The organism is Streptomyces sp. CNH189 (assembly GCF_000527195.1).
This window is the reverse complement of sequence record NZ_AZUS01000023.1, coordinates 41197-59915: the sequence shown is the minus strand read 5'-3', so window position 1 is coordinate 59915 and position 18719 is coordinate 41197. Positions and strand designations below refer to the sequence as shown.

At 73.5% G+C, this 18719-nt stretch carries 11 protein-coding genes and 2 pseudogenes; 10 read left to right on the top strand and 3 right to left on the bottom strand.

Features of this window, described 5'->3' with window-relative positions; all coding sequences use genetic code 11:
- Positions 1-493 precede the first annotated feature (493 nt).
- On the bottom strand, positions 494-3469 hold the full coding sequence (locus B100_RS0127405) for a S8 family serine peptidase (RefSeq protein WP_024887602.1): 2976 nt from the start codon (positions 3467-3469) through the stop codon (positions 494-496).
- Positions 3470-3684: 215 nt separating this feature from the next.
- Here B100_RS0127405 and B100_RS0127400 point away from each other — a divergent pair, with 215 nt between their 5' ends.
- From B100_RS0127400 to B100_RS0127370, 8 genes and pseudogenes are all read left to right on the top strand, one after another.
- Positions 3685-4671, top strand: coding sequence for a LuxR C-terminal-related transcriptional regulator (locus tag B100_RS0127400; protein ID WP_024887601.1), 987 nt, complete (start codon positions 3685-3687; stop codon positions 4669-4671).
- Between the two features lie 497 nt (positions 4672-5168).
- Positions 5169-6146, top strand: a complete 978-nt coding sequence (locus B100_RS0127395) for an alpha/beta fold hydrolase (protein ID WP_051490073.1) — start codon at positions 5169-5171, stop codon at positions 6144-6146.
- Between the two features lie 68 nt (positions 6147-6214).
- Positions 6215-6613 (top strand): hypothetical protein, encoded by a 399-nt coding sequence (locus tag B100_RS0127390; protein ID WP_024887599.1) that lies wholly within the window; start codon positions 6215-6217, stop codon positions 6611-6613.
- A 91-nt stretch (positions 6614-6704) separates the two neighbouring features.
- Positions 6705-7790, top strand: coding sequence for a substrate-binding domain-containing protein (locus B100_RS0127385; RefSeq protein WP_024887598.1), 1086 nt, complete (start codon positions 6705-6707; stop codon positions 7788-7790).
- Positions 7791-7930: 140 nt separating this feature from the next.
- Positions 7931-8374: pseudogene (locus tag B100_RS34320) on the top strand (extracellular solute-binding protein); the annotation flags it as partial.
- Between the two features lie 18 nt (positions 8375-8392).
- Positions 8393-8593, top strand: a pseudogene (locus B100_RS37310) (carbohydrate ABC transporter permease); the annotation flags it as partial.
- Between the two features lie 28 nt (positions 8594-8621).
- The gene (locus tag B100_RS0127375) at positions 8622-9644 is read left to right on the top strand and encodes a hydroxyacid dehydrogenase (protein ID WP_024887596.1); all 1023 of its coding nucleotides are present in this window, start codon (positions 8622-8624) and stop codon (positions 9642-9644) included.
- Positions 9641-11539 (top strand): DUF2264 domain-containing protein, encoded by a 1899-nt coding sequence (locus tag B100_RS0127370; protein ID WP_024887595.1) that lies wholly within the window; start codon positions 9641-9643, stop codon positions 11537-11539. The genes B100_RS0127375 and B100_RS0127370 overlap by 4 nt, the downstream gene beginning before the upstream one ends.
- A gap of 17 nt (positions 11540-11556) precedes the next feature.
- Here B100_RS0127370 and B100_RS0127365 read toward each other — a convergent pair whose 3' ends face one another.
- Positions 11557-12438 (bottom strand): hypothetical protein, encoded by an 882-nt coding sequence (locus B100_RS0127365; RefSeq protein ID WP_024887594.1) that lies wholly within the window; start codon positions 12436-12438, stop codon positions 11557-11559.
- A gap of 317 nt (positions 12439-12755) precedes the next feature.
- On the opposite strand from B100_RS0127365, the gene B100_RS0127360 reads away from it, so the two are divergent.
- Positions 12756-16139 carry a CARDB domain-containing protein gene (locus B100_RS0127360; RefSeq protein ID WP_024887593.1) on the top strand — a complete coding sequence of 1128 codons (3384 nt, stop codon included), beginning with the start codon at positions 12756-12758 and terminating at the stop codon, positions 16137-16139.
- A gap of 196 nt (positions 16140-16335) precedes the next feature.
- A complete protein-coding gene (locus B100_RS0127355) occupies positions 16336-17211 on the top strand; it encodes a hypothetical protein (RefSeq protein ID WP_486585706.1) in 876 nt (291 codons plus the stop codon).
- Between the two features lie 17 nt (positions 17212-17228).
- Here B100_RS0127355 and B100_RS0127350 read toward each other — a convergent pair whose 3' ends face one another.
- Positions 17229-18692, bottom strand: coding sequence for a hypothetical protein (locus tag B100_RS0127350; RefSeq protein ID WP_024887591.1), 1464 nt, complete (start codon positions 18690-18692; stop codon positions 17229-17231).
- Between the last annotated feature and the right edge of the window lie 27 nt (positions 18693-18719).

Genomic DNA, 18719 nt, shown 5'->3' with positions numbered 1-18719 from the left:
GTGAACGTAGTGCCCAATGACTCCATCCGCCCACTGAACTGGGCAATCTCCAGGCTTCGTTCAGTCAACGGGGCGTGTTCGTGCTTGCAGGGGGTGCCACAAGGGCGCCCGCGGGTGCCGAGGGAGACCTTGCGGAGCTCGAAGTGCTGCTGGAAGTCGTGCCTCTCCGCCGCGGTCGGCTCGCGATATTCCTCTTGGGGAGCTCGGCCCGACGCCGGTCGAGGAAGCCTCGGTAGGTGCGTACCAGGTCGTCCTGGAAGGCGGCGGGGTATGCCTGGGCGGTGGTCAGTGTTTTGTGACGCGGATCAACTGGATGTCACGAGATGCTGCGCAACTGCGTTGCACTTGCTCGTCATTCGGATACGCAACGTCTACCGACCAGGCCATGCGGGGGATGCGCTCACGTCCGGCGTGTCGGGCGGTAGTCCGGTCGACACCTCGGTGCCGGCCACCCTCGTCACGAGGGGGGCCGGCACCGAGGTGTGCGGTGGGGTCAGCCGATGGTGACCAGGGTGCCGGCCGCGTTCGGGTAGGCGATGTAGGCGGTGGCGGGCCGGTCGGACGGGACCCCCTGCCACGAGGCGGTCAGCGTCAGCGGGACGCCCGGCTTCGTGGTGGCGCGCTGCGGGGTCACCGTGAAGGTGCCGCCCGCCGGGGTGCTGCCCGGGCCGACCAGGTTCGACTGGAGGGAGAACGTCATGTCCCCCAGCTGCGGCTGACTGCCCAGCGTCATCACCGCGACCTGGTACGTGCCGGGCTTCATGCTCGGCACGCTCACCACCGGACGCGTCATGTCCAGTGCCAAGTCCCCGACGATGGACGGATTGCGCCCGTCGCCGGGGTCGTGGATGACGACCATGCTGAGCTTCGCCTCCGGGTTGTCGGGGGTCACGAAGAACTGCCCGGCCTCCGTGCCCTCCGGCACGGTGAGCTCGAAGTACTTCTCGGGGTCGTCCGTGGACACCGTGCCGCGGACCGGGGCACCCGCCACCGGGCGGCGGGCGGTCGGGGTGAGCGAGGTGGAGCCGGGCGTCACCTCGAAGGAGACGCTGCCGCTCCCCGCGGGACCGGACACCTTGTCGGGAGCGATCAGGCTCCACGGCGTCAGCACGATCGGGCTGCGCACCTCGGTACGGCCGTGCCGCCAGGTGAGGTCACCGGTGACCGTGTCGCCGGAGCGCCCGGTCGTCAGCTGGAAGGTCACCGTGAACGTGGCCTTCTGGCCGGCCTTGCTGAAGTGCAGCACGGACGGGCTGACGGTGGTCTTCACACCGGGCACGGAGACCGAGGCCCGGTAGGTGCCCGGGGCCACGGCGGTGACGGTGCGGGTCACGGTCTGCGAGCCGACCATCCGGCCGATCGCGATGGACGGGTAGTTGAGGTCGCTGGGGTCGACCGCCTTCACGTCCGTGCCGGTGTCGAGGCCGAGCCCCGCGAGGTAGGCCAGCCACTCCTTCTCGGCGGAGTCGTAGACCAGGCCCGGTTCGAGCATGTCGGCCGGCTGCACCTGACCGGCGCCCTGGGCGAAGGCGTCGGTGCTCTTCGCACCGCTCGCCGTCAAGGTGGCGGAGGCGGTCGTCATCATCGCGGACTTCACGGCCATCGGCGACCACGCGGGGTGCTTCGCCAGGTACAGCGCGGCGAGGCCGGCGATGTGCGGGGCCGCCATGGACGTGCCGGACTCGAAGTCGAACTCGTGGCCGTGGTGGGAGGCGGGCGCCACCGCGGCGAGGATGCCGACGCCGGGGGCGGCGATGTCGGGCTTCAGCAGGTCACCGTTGTTCTGCGTCGACGGCCCCCGCGAGGAGAACGGCGCGATCTGCGGGTACGGCTGCCCGCTGTTCCCGCCCGGCACCAGACTGGCCTGCGCCCCGTCGGTGGCGGCGTAGGCCCGTACGGCGGTGGCGTCGGGGGTGTTGAGGTGCACCGTGGGCACCGCGTGCAGGTCGCCGCTGGTGTCGAGGTCACTGGTGTTCACCAGGATCATGCCGACGCCGCCGGCCCGTGCGACCTCCTGGGACTTGTCCGCCCGCGGGTTGACGCCCCGGTCGCAGACGACGATCGTGCCGGCGACCTTCGCCGGGTCGAGGGTGCCGTCCTTGCACAGCGCCGCGTCGCTCGTGGAGGCGGCGGCCGTCCTCACCTTCTCGGACCGGACCAGCGGCTTCGGGCCGAGCGCGGACCGGACGGTGGTGCTGCCGCCGACGTAGGTGGCGCCGTTGCCCAGGCGCGCGGTGGCCTCGTAGGGGGCCAGCGTGCTGGCGGCGACCGTGGTCGTCCACGGGGCAACGTTGTCAAGAGAGGCGGTGTCCGGACCGGCGTTGCCGGCCGCGGCGGCGACGAAGATGCCCGCGGCCGCCGCTGTGCGGAAGGCCCCCTGGACGGGGGAGTCGGGGCCGGTCTCGATGATCGAGCCGGCCGAGTAGTTGATGACGTCGACGCCGTCGGCGACCGCCTGGTCGATGGCGGCGACGATGTCGGAGGTCATGGCACCGGAGTCCGAGGGCGACTTGCCCGTCCAGAACGCCTTGTAGACCGCGACGGCCGCGCCCGGTGCGACGCCCGAGACCTTCCCGAGGTGCTGTCCCTCGACGGTGACGTCGACACCGTTGTCGCCGGCCGCGGTGGACGCCGTGTGGGTGCCGTGTCCGTCGCCGTCCCGGGGGGAGACGTAGTCGGCGCGGCGTTCCGGCGGCACCATGTCCAGCCAGGCGGCGCCGAAGAAGCGGGCGCCGACCAGCTTGTTGTTGCAGGCGCGGGCGGTGAACTCCTCGCCCGTCTGGCACGTCCCGGTGAAGGTGCCGCCGTCCGCCTTGCGCATGACGACGTTGTCACCCTTGCGGTAGGGACGGTAGGGGTCCTTCGCGGTGGGCGGCGCGGCGCCGAGGGGAGCGGCCGCGAAGGAGCGGCTCTCCGGCCAGATCCCGGTGTCGATGTCGCCGATCACGACGCCTCGGCCGGCCGCCTCGGTGCCGCCGAGGGCCTCCCACAGGCCGTGTCGCCCCGTCAGGCCGAGGAAGTCCTGGGAGTTCGTGTCGTCGGCGACCTTGTTGAGGGTGTCCGGCGTGACCGATAGCACCCCTGGGCTCTTGGTGAGCAGGGCCGCCTGCCTGGCGGACAGGTCGGCGGAGAAGCCGTTGGTGACCACCGAGTAGTGGCGCTCGATCCGCGCGCCCACCGACGCGGCGGTGGCGCGGTGTTCGCCGGTGAGGTGCGTGCGGTAGCGCACGGCGTCCGCGTCGGCCAGGTCGACCTTGCCGCCGGGCGCGGGGGCGGTGCCGGGTATGCCGTCGACCCCTCCCCGGTAGGCGGCTATGGGCTCGTCGGCGAGGGTGACGATGTAACGGCCCGCGGGCAGGTCCTTCACCGGCACCGGAGTGGGACCGGACGGCGAAGCCGCGTGGGCGGGAGCGACGGACGACAGGGACAGGGCGAAGAGGGAGGCCGCCACGAGGGCGGCCGGTCTCACGCGTGACTTCGGAGCCAAGATCGGTCCTCCAGAAGGGGAAAGGCCGGACAACAGGGCGCACATGGGCGTGGCGGGGTGCGGGTGGAGACCACGTCCAGGGCGCTGCGGGGGATCCAACGGTTCAGAAGTGAACGGCTTCCGACAGGCCGGTGTCCAGATAATCTTGTGGCGTCTTCGGACATCTGGCGGATCACGCCATCGCAAGGAGCGCACACGTGTTGGAGCCACTGGGTATCGGCGAGTTCGACGAGGACGTCTACCGCGCGTTCCTCACCCGGGCGGACCTCCGCCCGCAGGAGTACGCCAGGACGGCCGGTGCGTCCCCGGACCGTGTCCGCCGGGCCGTGAACAGGCTCGTCGGAATGGGGCTGTTGCGTCCCGACGGCAGCGGCGGCCACCGGCCCGTCGGGCCGGGCACCGCACTGACCGCCCTGCTCAACCAACGGCGGCTGGAGGCGGAGGCGGCGTTCGCCGCGGTGGGGACGGTCGTCGAGGACCTCGAGGAGGAGTACCGGGCGGGTCGGCTGCGTACCGATCCCGGCAGCCTGGTCGAGGTCCTGTCGGGACGCGACGTCGTCGCGCAGCGCATCGACGAGCTCAACCAGTCGGTCAGCACGCACCTATGGATCCTCGACCGGCCGCCCTACCACGACCGCTCCGACGGCCTCCCGCACACCAACGAGGCGGAGAAGGCGTCGACCGCCGCCTGGGCGCGCCGCGGCGTGGACCTCCGCTCGGTCTACTGCCCGGAGTCCATGGGGCGTACGGGCCGCTTCGAGACGGTGCTGGAGATGGTCGAACTCGGCGAGCAGGCCCGGATGCTGCCCAGCCTGCCCTTCAAGCTGCACATCATCGACCGCCGCGTGGCCCTCGTCCCGTTGGTCGGCGGCGCCTACGACAACCTCGCCGTCGTACACCCTTCGGGTCTCCTGGACGCCCTGATCGAACTCTACGAGACGTACTGGGACAAGGCGTTGCCCATCGGTACACCCGGCCCGGACACGGACAGGAGCAAACCCACCAGCGAGGAGATCGCCTTGCTGACGATGCTCCGCGCCGGGCTCAAGGACCAGGCCATCGCCCGCCAGTTGGGGCTCAGCACCCGGACGGCGACGCGCCGCATCGCCGCGCTGATGGCGCGTCTCGACGCGACCACACGCTTCCAGGCCGGCGTGGAGGCCTGCGCCCGCGGCTGGATCTGACGGCGGGAGCAGGCGTCCTTACGGGCGCGAAGTGTCGTCCACGGGCTTGTCGTTTCCCTGCGTCGGCGGCACCGCGCCGGCCGCCGCCGCCGCCGGACCGCGCTTCGTCGGCACGGCTCGGTGGCGGAACGGGGCCGGTGGCGGAACGGGGCCGGTGGCGGGCCCCGCGGACAACAAAGCCGCCAGGTCCTCGGCCGGCAAGGGCCGGGGGCCGAATCGGGGTCGGCTGGGCACCCGCAGCTCCGGACGGTCGGCCCGGAAGGGCCGGGGGCCGAATCGGGGTCGGCTGGGCACCCGCAGCTCCGGACGGTCGGCCCGGAACCTTGGGCGTGACCGGGGCCGGACGGCGGCCGTTTTGCCGAAACGGCAACACCGCTCGCCGTCCCGCGGCCGGGCGGACCATGCTCGGAAACGACCTCGGGGCCGCACCGGCCCCGAGCCCGCGCACCCCGAACGACCCTGGAGCAGCCGTGCCCGAGCCCACGTCCTCCCGCCCCATGGCACCCCCCGTCCACCGCCTGGTCCCCTCGCCCGCGGGGCGGACGCACCTGGTGGAACAGGGCAGCGGACCGCTGGTGCTGCTCCTGCACGGCTTCCCCGAGAGCTGGTACTCCTGGCGCCATCAGCTGCCCGCGCTGGCCGCGGCCGGTTACCGGGCGGTGGCCGTCGACGTCCGCGGCTACGGCCGGTCGTCGCGTCCCGCCGCCACGGACGCGTTCCGCATGCGGGAACTCGTCGCGGACGCTGTCGCCGTTGTCGACGCCCTGGGGGAGCGGACCGCCGTCGTCGTCGGCCACGACTGGGGCGCGGCCGTCGCCGCGAACGCCGCCCTGATCCGGCCCGACATCTTCCGCGCGGTGGCCATGCTCAGCGTGCCGTACGCGCCGCGCGGCGGCCCGAGGCCCAGCACGGTCTTCGCCTCGGTCGGCGGCGACGAGGAGTTCTACGTCTCGTACTTCCAGGAGCCGGGCCGCGCCGAGACCGAGATCGAGCCCGACGTACGCGGATGGCTCGCCGGCTTCTACGCGGCCCTGTCCGGCGACACGATGCCGGGGCCCGGCGCGCCCCCGCCGCACTTCGTGGGGCCGGGCGGGACCCTCCGCGAACGCTTCCCGGCGGACCGGCTGCCCGCCTGGCTCGGCGAGGCCGATCTCGACGTGTTCGCGGGGGAGTTCGAGCGCACCGGGACGAGGGGGGCGCTGGCCCGCTACCGCAACCTGGACCGGGACTGGGAGGACCTCGCGGAGTACGACGGCGCTCCGCTCACCCAGCCGTCTTTGTTCATCGGAGGGGGACTCGACGCGTCCACCACGTGGATGGCCGACGCCATCGCGGCCTTCCCCGTCACGTTGCCCGGCCTGGTCTCCTCCCACATCCTCGACGGCTGCGGCCACTGGCTGCAGCAGGAGCGGTCCGAGGACACCAACAGGCTCCTGACGGACTGGCTCGCCGTCCTGCCTCCGGCCGCGTGCTAGGTTCCCGCACGACAGCGAGCGCGTGACACCCGGCGCGGCCGGGACGCGGGGACGGACGGCGGCGGACCATGACGTCGGAGCACACCGGTACACCGGACGACGAGGCAGCACCCCTGCCCCGCATCCTCTGCGACACGGCCGCCCTGGCCGCTGCGGGCGACGGATCCGCCGGCGCGCTGTGGCGGCTCGCCGAGTCCGGCCGCCAACTCGACGCCAACGTGGTCCACCTTCCGTCCGGCCACCGCGTGGACACCCACCGCGAACCCGACCTCGACGTCCTCCTCCTGGTCCTGTCCGGCCACGGCACCCTCACCGCCCCGGACGGCGACCATGCCCTCCCCACAGGCACCCTGACCTGGCTGCCCCACGGCTCGACCCGCTCCCTGACCGCGGGCGACGACGGCCTCACCTACCTCACCGTCCACCGCCGCCGCCCGGGCATGACGATCCGCACCCGCGACGCCTGACCCCCGGCGCACGGGACCGGGACGTCCGTCGAGACGATCGTTATGATGCCCGCATCGCTCAAACGAACATTCCGTTGCGGGGGAGGGCCTCATGCGGGAGCCGGTCGAGGTCAGGAGGCAGCGGATCCTGGCTGCCGTGGAGTCCCGGGGGTCGGCGCGGGTGACCGATCTCGCGGCCGAGCTCGAGGTGTCGGTGGTGACCGTGCGGCGGGACGTGGAGGAGCTGGCCCGGGAGGGGAGGCTGCGCCGCGGGCACGGTGTCGTGCGTTCCACCCTCGCCGCCCGGGACCTGCCCGCGCCCCGGCCGCCGGACGGCGACACGGTGGCCGTCGTCGTCCCGGAGCGCCACAGCTACCTGTACGAGTCGCTGCACGGCGCCCGCTCGGTGCTGGAGGCGGCGGGCAAGCGCATCGCCCTGCACATCGCGCCCCAGGTATCCGGCGCCGAACGCCCCCTGGTCGAGCGGGCGTTGGAGGACGGCGCCGCCGGGCTGCTGCTCGCCCCGCGCTGGCGCACCCTCGCCGACGAGGAGGCCGACCACCCGTGGCTCGCCGCGCTGGAGGTGCCCGCGGTGCTCATGGAACGGCGCCCCGGTGCCGGCACCCCGCTGCACGTCATGGACTCGGTCTGCTCCGACCACGCCCACGGCGCCCACCTGGCCGTGGAGCACCTGGTGGGCCTCGGCCACCGGCGGATCGTGTTCGCCACCCGCGACGACAGCCCCACCGCGCGCACCCTGCGGTCGGCGTGCGCCTGGATCGCCGGGGCACACCCGCTCGTCGAGGCGTGGGCGTGGACGCTGTGCGCTCCCGAGGCCGGCCAGGAGGGGCCGTACACCCCGGAGGAGACCGCCGGGCTGCACGAGGTACTGCGCAGGACGGGCGCCACGGCGGCCGTCCTGCACGGTGACGTCGACGCGCTGATGCTGGTGCAGCGGCTGGCGGACCACGGGGTGCGGGTGCCGGAGGACTGCTCCGTCGTGGCCTACGACGACGTGGTGGCAGGCCTGGGGACCACCCCGCTGACGGCCGTGGCCCCGCCCAAGGCGGACGTCGGGCGGGCCGCCGCCGAACTGCTCCTGGAGAGGCTGGACTCGGAGGCGGGCGCGCGGGCCCCGGTGCGCAGGGTGGAGCTGCTGCCCTCACTGTCCGTGCGCGGCTCCACGCGCGCCCTCTGACCCACCCACCCCCATCCGTGAGCGTTTGAGCGTTTCATCTTCTTCTGATCGATCTATTGACCGTTTACCGGTCGAGCGCCGACGCTTCCCGTGTCCCGAACAGCCGTGTCCCCGACACGCCAGGAGCCGCGGGAGGCGCCATGCCCGGTCGACACCGCCGTCGATCCGTGCTCGCCGCGATGGCCGCCGCGCCGCTTGCAGGAGCCCTCGGCGCCTGCAGCGGAGGCGCGGACGACGCCCCATCAGGCAGCAGCACCGATAGCAAGAGGGCCGTACGCGTCACCTTCTGGTCCGCCCTGCGCGGCAGCCAGGAAGTGGTCGACGCCTTCAACCGCACCCACGACCGCATCCAGGCCGACTTCCGGCAGACCCCCTCCGGAGGGCAGGGCGGCTACGCCAAGCTCAGCAACGCCGCCCGCGCGGGCAACGCCCCGGACGTCGCCACCATCGAGTACCCGCAGGTGCCGGGGTTCGCCATCGACGGCGTCGCCCGCGACATCACCGACCTGGTCGACGACCGGCTGCGGGCGAGGCTGCTGCCCCAGGCGTTCGGCCTGACCACCTTCCAGGGACGCGTGTTCACCGTCCCCCTCGACGTCGAGCCGATGGTGATGCTCTCCGACCAGGACCTGTACCCGGTCAGCCTCGGACTGTACGCGTGGAACAGCTCCGCGTCGGTCTCACCGGAGTACTACCCCGTGGTCATCATGGGATCGCTGCTCGCCGTGGTGCCGCTGATCCTCGCCTTCGCCCTGCTCCAGCGCTTCTGGCGCAGCGGTCTGACCGCCGGCGCCGTGAAGTGACCCCGTACGCAAGGAGTTACCGCACCACATGACCGAGCCCCAGCCCGGCCCCCGCCCCCGCGCCGCCCTCGCCATGTCCCCGGACGTCGCCTCCGCCGTCCTCGACCCCGAGTCCCGCGCCTCCCTCGCCGCCCTGTGCGACCTCGCCCCGACGGTGCTGGACGACTTCACCGCCCCCGCCGCCCGCGCCGTGCTGGCCGACGTCGACCTGCTCGTCACCGGCTGGGGCTGCCCGCCCCTGGACGACGGCGTCCTGCGGGCGGCGCCCCGGCTGCGGGCCGTCGTGCACACCGCCGGCAGCGTCCGCGGCCATGTCACCGACGCCTGCTGGGAACGCGGCATCGAGGTGGCGTCCGCCGCCGCGGCCAACGCCGTCCCCGTAGCCGAGTACACCCTCGCGATGATCCTGCTCACCGGCAAACGGGCGCTGGAGAGCGCCCGCGACTACCGCGCCGCCCGCGCCCGCACCGACTGGCTGCGCACCCCCCGCACCGTCGGCAACCACCGCCGCACCGTCGGCATCCTCTCCGCGTCCCTCATCGGACGCCGGGTGATCGACCTGCTCCGCCCGCACGACGTCGAGGTGCTGCTCCACGACCCCTACGTCGACGACGCCGAGGCCGCGCGGCTCGGCGTGCGGCGCGTGGACCTCGCGGAGCTGTTCCGGCGCAGCGACACGGTCAGCGTGCACACCCCCCTGCTGCCCGAGACGCGCGGACTGGTCTCCCGGGAACTCATCGACTCCATGCGCCCCGACGCCGTGCTCATCAACACGGCACGCGGCGCGGTCCTCGACCAGGACGCCCTCACCGACGCCGCCGTGGCCGGGCGCATCCGCGCGGTGCTCGACGTGACCGACCCCGAAGTCCTGCCGCCCGGGCACCCGTTGTGGGACTGCGAGCACGTGCTGCTCACCCCGCACCTCGCCGGCTCGCAGGGCAACGAGTGGCGCCGGCTCGCCGACACGGCCGTCTCCGAGATCGCGCGCTGGGCGCGCGGAGAGGGCTTCCTGCACCCCGTCCGACGCGAAAGGCTGGCCTTCCTCGCATGAGCATCCCGTTCGAACTGCCCGTCGACGACCACGACATCAGTCCCCGCACCGGATACACCCGGGCCCACTGGGAGGCGGTGGCGGACGGGCTGCTCACGGCCGCCTGGCGCCGGGCCACCCCCAACAACGCCCTGCTCCACCTGCCCGGCCGCCCCTCCCGGTCGGGCGTGCGCTCCGACGGCCTGGAGGGCTACGCCCGGACGTTCCTCGCCGCCGCCTTCCGGGTCGCGGGCGCGGGCGGCGACGACCCGCACCACTGGCTGGAGCGGTACGCCGACGGACTCGCCGCCGGCACCCGCACCCCCGGCCGCGACGACACCGAATCCTGGCCCGGGATCCTCGACTTCGACGTCCAGGGCCAGCCCATGGTCGAGTCCGCGTCCGTCGCGCTCGGCCTGCGGCTCACCGCGCCCTGGCTGTGGGACAAGCTCGACACCGGTGTGCGGGACCGCGCCGAGGAGTGGCTGCGCGGCGCGCTGCGCCACACGCCCGCGCCCAACAACTGGTACCTGTTCCCGTACGCCGTCGCCGGGTTCCTGGAGTCCGTCGGCCGGGGCGACGCCGAGACCGCCGCCGCCCGGGAGCGGGCGCTGGACCTGCTGGAGAGCTGGTACCGCGGCGACGGCTGGTACGCCGACGGCGACGGTCGGGCCTTCGACCACTACAACGGCTGGGCCCTGCACCTCTACCCGGTCCTCGACGCCCACCTCTCCGGCGACGCCGACGCCCTCGCCCACCACGGCGGACGCCTGCGCGCCCACCTGGACGGCTTCTCCCTGATGTTCGGCGCGGACGGCGCCCCGCTGCACTACGGCCGCTCCCTGACGTACCGCTTCGCCGCCTCCGCCGCCGTGTCGCTGGGGGCGGTCACCGGACACACCCCGCTGACCCCGGGCGCCTCGCGCCGCATCGCGAGCGGCAGCCTGCGCCACTTCCTCGACCGGGGCGCGCTCACCGCCGACGGCCTGCTGTCCCTCGGCTGGTACGGCCCGCACGAGGCGAGCCTCCAGGAGTACTCCGGTCCCGCGTCGCCGTACTGGGCGTCGAAGGCGTTCGCCGCACTGCTCGCCCCCGCCGGCCACCCTCTGTGGACGGACACCGAGGAGTCCGCCCCGGTGGAGGAGGCCGACCGGGTGCTGTCCCTGCCCGGCCCCGGCCTGCTCCTCCAGGCCACCCGCGCCGACGGGATCGTACGGCTGCACAACCACGGCAGCGACCATGTGCGGCCGCACGAGGGGGAGTCCGCGGCCGGGGAGGACCCGCACTACGGCCGCCAGGCCTACTCCACCCGCACGGGACCCACCGCACGCGGGAACGTCGCCGACAACCACCTGTCCGTGGAGGTGGGTGGACGGCGCAGTGCGCGACGGCGCGTCCGCCCTCTGGGTGCCGGTCACGGCGACGGCTGGGGCTGGGCCGCCTCCTGGCACCGGCCCGTCTTCGCCGAGGGGCCGCCGATGGTGCCGGGCCTGAGGGTCGAGAGCGTCACCGTCGCTCACGGTCGACTGGAACTGCGCGTGCACCGCGTGGTGGGGGCGCCGCCCGGATCCCGGGTCACCCTCACCGGCTGGGCCACCGGCGCGGAGGAGCCGTCGCGGTCCGCCCTGCACGGCCTGTACGGCTGGGACGACCCGGCCCCTGAGCTGCTGCCCGCCCCGCAGGGCACGGCCTGGACCCCGTGGGCGCGCGTCCCCCGCCTCACCGGCGGGTGCGGGGGCACCTCGGTGCACGTCGGCCTGGCGACCCTCACCGCCGACCCGGACGCCCCGCGGCTGTCACGGGTGGTGACCGAGGTGCTGGTGGAGGACGGGACCGTGGAGGTCGTCTGGGCGCGGGACGCCTCCCGCACCCGTGTCGTGTTCGAGCCGCTGGAGGTGCGGCACACGCGTCCCTGAAACGCGAGCGGCCGGCCTCAGGCGCGTGCGTCCGCCGCACGCTGCGCGGCCGGCCCGGTGCCGTCGGGCGTGGTGTAGAACACCGACGAGCCCTGCTTGGTGCGCTGGGCCCGGTTGCGGGCCACCAGACCCTCCAGGGTGCTGCGTACGACCGTGGTCTTGATGTCGCGTCCGGGATGCGCCTGGCCCAGCGCCGCGGCGACCTCCGCCGCCGAGCGCGGTTCCTTCTGCTCGCCCAGGTGCCGGCGGACGAGGTCGACCAGCTTCGGCGTGTCGCCCTTGGCCGGACGCGCCTCGGCGGGCCTGGCGGCGACGGGCTTCGCCTTGGCCGCCTTCGCCGGCGCCGACGCCGTGCGGGTGGCCTTCGCCGCCGACGGCTTGCCCGCGGGCTTGGTGGTGGACGGCTTGCGCGCCGACTTCGCCGACCCCGAAGGGGCGGACTTGGCCGCAGCGGCGGACGCGGCGGCCTTCTTCCTCGTCCGCTTCGGCTTCTCCGCGCCGGACGTGACGCTGCTGCGGGTGCGCGGAGCGGGCACGGTCGCGCCGCCGGACACGGCCGGCTCCTCGGCGGACGTCGCGGGCTCGGCCGCCTCCGCGGCCTCGGTGAGCGCGGCGGGCTCGGTGACCGCGGTGGCGGGCGCGGCGGGTTCCGCGGGCGTGACGGGCTCGGCGGCCTCGACGGCGGCCGCGGCTTCGGCGGGCGCCGTGGCGACCTCCAGCGCCTGCCGCATCTTCACCAGCAGGGTGTGGTCCCGCTGGAGCACGGTCAACTGCTGCTGCAGATCGGCGATCTCGGCACCGACCCGCTCCTGCTCCTTGACGTTGCGCTCCAGGTCGCTCGTGACCTGGGCGACGTACTGCGACGTGAGATCGGTGGCGACGGTCGAATGGTCGGACATTTCGGTGCCCCTTCGTCGGGTGGTCTGCCGGTGGCCAGCCATGGTACGGCCGGGCGGGGTTGACCGTTTCTCCTTCGTCGTTCTCGCGTGCGGTGCGCTGTTGACGACCCCCGGGTGGCGGGGGCTCCGTGATCCGCTGCGGATGCTGTGTTCATGCCATTGACAAGCCGGGCCCGAGCCGGAAGCTTCAATGCGAGAGTCGCAAGAAGTGAACGAACATCTGCAAAAGTCGAATCGGGCGATGGCAATCCATGGCAGGAGCTTCAAGCTGCCCGGGTGGCCGCGCGCCCCAGCACCCGCCGCGGAACGAGGACTTCATGAGACGTACGCGTTTCGGCCCGCGCGCGATCACCGGCCTGCTCCTGGCCGGACTGATCGCCGTCGGCCTCTCACCCGGTACGGCCGGCGCCGCCGCCAAGGCGGTCCGCGGACCCGATCTGGCGCTCGGCAGAAGCGCCACGGCCACCGGATCCCACCCCGAGCACCCCGCCCCACATGTCACCGACGGCAGTCAACTCACCTACTGGGAAGGCCCGTCGGGGGCGTTCCCACAGTCCGTCCGTATCGACCTCGGTGCCACGGTGGGCGTGGACGAGGTCGTCCTGAAGCTGCCGGCCGCCTGGGAGGCCCGCACTCAGACCCTCGCCGTGGAGGGCAGCACCGACGGCAGTTCCTTCACCGCGCTGTCGCCTTCCGCCGCCCACCGCTTCGACCCCGGACAGGGCAACAGCGTCACCCTCGCCTTCCCGGCGCGCGACGTACGCCACCTCAGGGTGCGGATGACCGCCAACACCGGCTGGAACGCCGCCCAGCTTTCCGCAATCGAGGTGTACGGCGAGGACGCGGGGAGCGGACCCGGTCAGCCACCGGCCGACGGGACCAATCTGGCGCTGGGCAAACCGATCGAGGCGTCCTCCGTGATTCACTCCTTCGTGGCAGCCAACGCCAACGACGGGCAGACCGGCAGTTACTGGGAGTCCGGCGGCCACCCCGCCACCCTCACCGTCCGGCTCGGCGCCGAGGCCGACCTCACCGGCGTGGTCGTCCGGCTCAACCCGGACGCCGTGTGGGAACGGCGCACCCAGAGCATCGAAGTCCTCGGCCGAGACCGGTCGTCGAGCGCGTTCACCACGCTCAAGGCCCGCGCCGACTACACCTTCGACCCGGCCGGCAACGGCAACGGCGTCACCATCCCGGTGAGCGGCCGGCACGCCGACGTACAGCTGAGGTTCACCCACAACTCCGCCGGATACGGCGCCCAGGTCGCCGAGCTGGAGGTCCAGGGCACCGCCGCGGCCAACCCCGACCTGATCGTCACCGGCCTGGACTGGACGCCGGCCGCCCCCACCGAGACGGACCCCGTCACCGTCCGCGCGACCGTGCGCAACGCCGGTACCGCCCGGTCCGCCGCCGCCACCGTGGACGTCAGCCTGGAAGGCACCGTCGTGGGCAGCGCCCCCGTCGGCGCGCTCGCCCCCGGGGACTCCACCACCGTGTCGGTCGACGCGGGCACCCGCGCCCGGGGCGGCTACACCGTCTCCGCCGTGGTCGACCCCACGGACACCGTCGCCGAGCTGGACGAGACCAACAACAGCCGTACCGCCTCCGACCGGCTGACCGTCGCTCAGAGCCCCGGACCCGACCTGGAGGTCACCGCGATCAGGACCACCCCGGCCACCCCTGCCGCCGGAGCGCCGGTTTCCTTCACCGTGTCCGTGCACAACCGTGGCACCTCACCGGCCCTCGCGGGCTCGGTCACCCGCCTCACCGTGGCCGGCCGTACCCTCGACGGCACCACCGGGACGATCGCCGCGGGGGCCACCGCCGAGGTCGCGATCGGCGGCACCTGGACCGCCACCGCGGGCCCCGCCGTCCTCACCGCCACCGCGGACGCCACGAACACGGTCACCGAGACCGACGAGACCAACAACGTCCTCAGCCGCTCCCTCGTCGTCGGCCGCGGCGCCGCCGTCCCGTACACCGAGTACGAGGCGGAGGACGGCACCTACCGGGGCACCCTCCTGACCGCCGACGCCAAGCGCACCTTCGGACACACCAACTTCGCCACCGAGTCCTCCGGCCGCGCGTCCGTCCGGCTCGACTCCACCGGTCAGTACGTCGAGTTCACCTCCACCGGAGCCACCAACTCGGTCGTCGTGCGCAACTCCATCCCCGACGCGCCGGGCGGCGGCGGCACCGAGGCCACCCTCAGCCTCTACGCCGACGGGACGTTCGTCCGCAAGCTCGGCCTCAGCTCCAGGCACAGCTGGCTGTACGGCAGGACCGACGACCCCGAGGGACTCACCAACACCCCGCAGGCGGACGCGCGCCGCCTCTTCGACGAGTCCCACGCGCTGCTCGACGACACCTATCCCGCGGGCACCGTGTTCCGGCTCCAGCGCGACGCCGACGACAGCGCCGCCTACTACGTCGTCGACCTGATCGACCTGGAACAAGTCGCCCCGCCCGCCGGGAAACCGGCCGGGTGCGTGTCCATCACCGAGTACGGCGCCGTCCCCAACGACGGCATCGACGACACCGCCGCCATCCAGCGCGCCGTCACCGCCGACCAGCGGGGCGAGATCGACTGCGTGTGGATCCCGGCCGGACAGTGGCGCCAGGAACAGAAGATCCTCACCGACGACCCCCTCGACCGGGGGCAGTTCAACCAGGTCGGTATCCGTGACGTCACCGTCCGGGGCGCCGGTATGTGGCACTCCCAGCTGTACACCCTGACGCCCCCGCACCAGGCGGGCGGCATCAACCACCCGCACGAGGGCAACTTCGGCTTCGACATCGACGACAACACGAGGATCTCCGACATCGCGATCTTCGGCTCGGGCACCATCCGGGGCGGCGACGGCGGAGCCGAGGGCGGCGTCGGCCTCAACGGACGCTTCGGCAGGAACACGAAGATCAGCAACGTGTGGATCGAGCACGCCAACGTGGGCGTCTGGGTGGGCCGCGACCACTCCAACATCCCCGAGCTGTGGAACCCCGCCGACGGGCTGGAGTTCACCGGCATGCGGATCCGCGACACCTACGCGGACGGCATCAACCTCACCAACGGCAGTCACGACTCCACGGTGCAGAACTCCTCGTTCCGCAACACCGGCGACGACGCGCTGGCCGTCTGGTCGAGCAAGTACGTCAAGAACCCGGCGACCGACACCGGCCACGACAACCACTTCCGCAACAACACCGTCCAACTGCCCTGGCGCGCCAACGGCATCGCCGTCTACGGCGGACACGGCAACACGATCGAGAACAACCTCGTGTACGACACGATGAACTACCCCGGCATCATGCTGGCCACCGACCACGACCCGACGCCGTTCTCCGGGCAGACCCTGATCGCCGGCAACGGGCTGTACCGCACCGGCGGCGCCTTCTGGAACGAGGACCAGGAGTTCGGGGCCATCACCCTGTTCGCCCAGGGCCCCGACATCCCCGGCGTGGTGATCCGCGACACCGACATCCACGACTCGACCTACGACGGCATCCAGTTCAAGACCGGCGGCGGCGCCGTGCCGGACGTGCGGATCTCGGACGTCACCATCAGCCAGTCGAACAACGGCTCCGGCATCCTCGCCATGAGCGGGGCCCGGGGCAGCGCCACCCTGTCGAACGTCACCATCACCGGTTCGGCGGAAGGTGACGTGCTGATCGAACCCGGCTCGGCCTTCGTGATCAACCGGTAGGCGTTCACACGCCGATTGCTCCGTCCGGCGGGCCCGCATCCCACGCCCGGGTGCGGGCCCGTCACCCGTACGGCCCCTTGCCGGAAGCCCCACCGGTGCCGACGGCACCCCTTCCGGGCCGCGCAGACGGGGGACTTCGCCCGGACGCGCGCGGGGAGCCGAGGCGTTGGCGGGAAGTCGAAGTCACGCTGAGGGCATGGCTTCATCGATCGACTGCCCGGACCGCCCGCGCCGCGCCGTGTCCGGCGCCGCCCGGCGGCCGGCCGCCGCCCCCGTCCGCGCCCGAACCCGGGCGTGGTGGCCGGCCGTCGTCCTCCTCGTCCTCACCGCCCTCGCCGGGTGCGGGGCGGGCAGCGGCACCGGCGCGCGGGACGACCCCGCCGCTTCCGGCCGCACCGCACGCGAGGCCCCGTCCCGGGCCGCCCCGGCGGACGGCGCGCCCGGGGCCGACGGCACCGCACAGGGCCGCCCGGCCACCGAGGCACCCGCCGTCATTCCCGGACTCGGACCGCGGACCCGCGCCTGGATCCCGGCGGACGCCCGCCAGGTGGTGGTGGTCACCGGACGCGACCGGGACGCCAACCACTCGGAGGCGGTGCTGTACCGGCACACCGGGACCGGATGGGCGGCCGGCCCGACGTGGCCCGCCCGCAACGCGCTGAGGGGCTGGACCGACGACCACTGGGCGGGCGACCTGCGCTCACCCATCGGGGTGTACACCCTCTCCGACGCGGGCGGACGGCTGCCCGACCCCGGCACCCGGCTGCCGTACGACCGGTCCGAGAGCTTCGCCGTCAGCGGCACCGGCTTCGTGGGCGAGCCCCTGGAGGGGTCCTTCGACTACGTCGTCGCCATCGACTACAACCGGGAGCCCGGCACCTCCCCGCTGGACCTGACCCGGCCGCTGGGCGGCGACCGGGGCGGCGGCATCTGGCTGCACGTCGACCACGACGGCCCCACCCAGGGGTGCGTGAGCCTGAAGAAGGAGCACATGCGGGACCTCCTCCTCGCGCTCGAGCCCGAGGCACACCCGGTGGTCGTCATGGGCGACGCGGCCTCCTTGCGCCAGTGACCGCACGGGCCCGCTGATCAGGGGGCGATGCCGACCCCGGGGACCCGGCTCCAGGCCTTCTCCCGCGCGGCCGTCATCGCCGGCCAGGTGGTGCCGCCCGGGCGGGGCCGCACCCGCGAGGCGTACGACGCGGGCCGGTACCCGGCGTCGTAGAAGCACCCGGTGGCGTACGCGCGGTCGAACGCGGCGCAGGACGCGGCGACCGAACGGGGCGTCGGCCGCTGTCCGGTGCGCACCCAGCGGTCCAGCGCCGCGAGCGAGCCGGCGTACTCGGAGGTGCTGAGCCCGGAGTGCTCGTGCTCGTCGGTGAAGGTCTGTACCAGGTACCGCTCCCGGTGGGCGCCCCGCAGCGTGTCGCGGTAGGCCGCCTCGTGCTCGACGAACGCGGTGGGGTCGTCCTTGGCGTGCAGCGTGAGCACCGGGATCGCCACCCGGCCGGTGAGGTCGCTGTCGTAACTCAGGTCGCGCACGGCCGCGGGATCGGCGGCGAACCGCTCCACGCCCGCGTTCAGCGCCTTGTCGTCGTGCGAACCGGAGTAGCGCACACCGAGGTTGGAGAACGGGTTACGGCCGCCCAGCCGCCCGTGCACGATGTCCCGGAAGGTGAACACCGAGAAGCGCAGGTGCGACTCCAGCGTCCGCTCCGGAATGCCGGTGACGTTCAGGATGTCGTCCAGGGCGCGCTGCTGGAGAGCGGTGCGCTCGGCGGGCGGGGAGGCGTACCCGGTGCACTCCTGGAGGCGGGCGCGCAGCCCGGCCGTGGTCAGCGTCGAGTCGCGGCGCAGACCCTGCCACAGCGGGTACCGCGGCTCCTCGGGCCGGGGCAGGTTGGCGCAGTAGTACTGGTAGACCACGCGGAGGTCGACCCGGTAGTCGTACCCGCGCGAACCGCCGGCCAGCACGCCGTTGGTGAGCAGCGCGCCGTCGTACGGCCCGTGCGGTCCCGCGTAGGTCTCGACGACCTTGGCGGCCACGTCGCCGCCCCAGGACTGGCCGTGGACGTAGGTGCGCAGGGGCCGGCCGAACTCCCCGACGAACAGCCGCCGCACGCTCTCGGTGTCGGCGGCGGCCATCCGGGTGCCGTACCCGCCCCTGCGGTACGACGACCCGGCCCAGGCGTACCCCTGGTCCACCACGACCTGCCAGCGCTCCAGGTCCTCGACGCTGCGCGCGGGGTCCGAGGCGTCCCCGAGGTCCGGGCCGCCGTGGGCGTGGACGACGAGACTCCCGTTCCACCGCTCGGGTATCGCGATCGCGTAGTGGGCGCCGTTCGCGTCCGTGCCGGTGTAACACGTGGCGTGGTCCGCCAGGCCGGGAGGACAGGCGGCGGGCTCGGGCGGCGCGCTGCGGGCCTGAGCGGCGGGCGCCTGGGCGAGGGTGCCGGCGAGCAGCCCGGCGAGGCACAGGCCCAGGGCCCGCCGGCGGGCGCGCGGCGGGCGGAGGGACCGGGGGAGACGGAGGGCAGGGCGGAATCTGTTCACGGTGCGGCTCCTGGTTCGGCGGCGCGT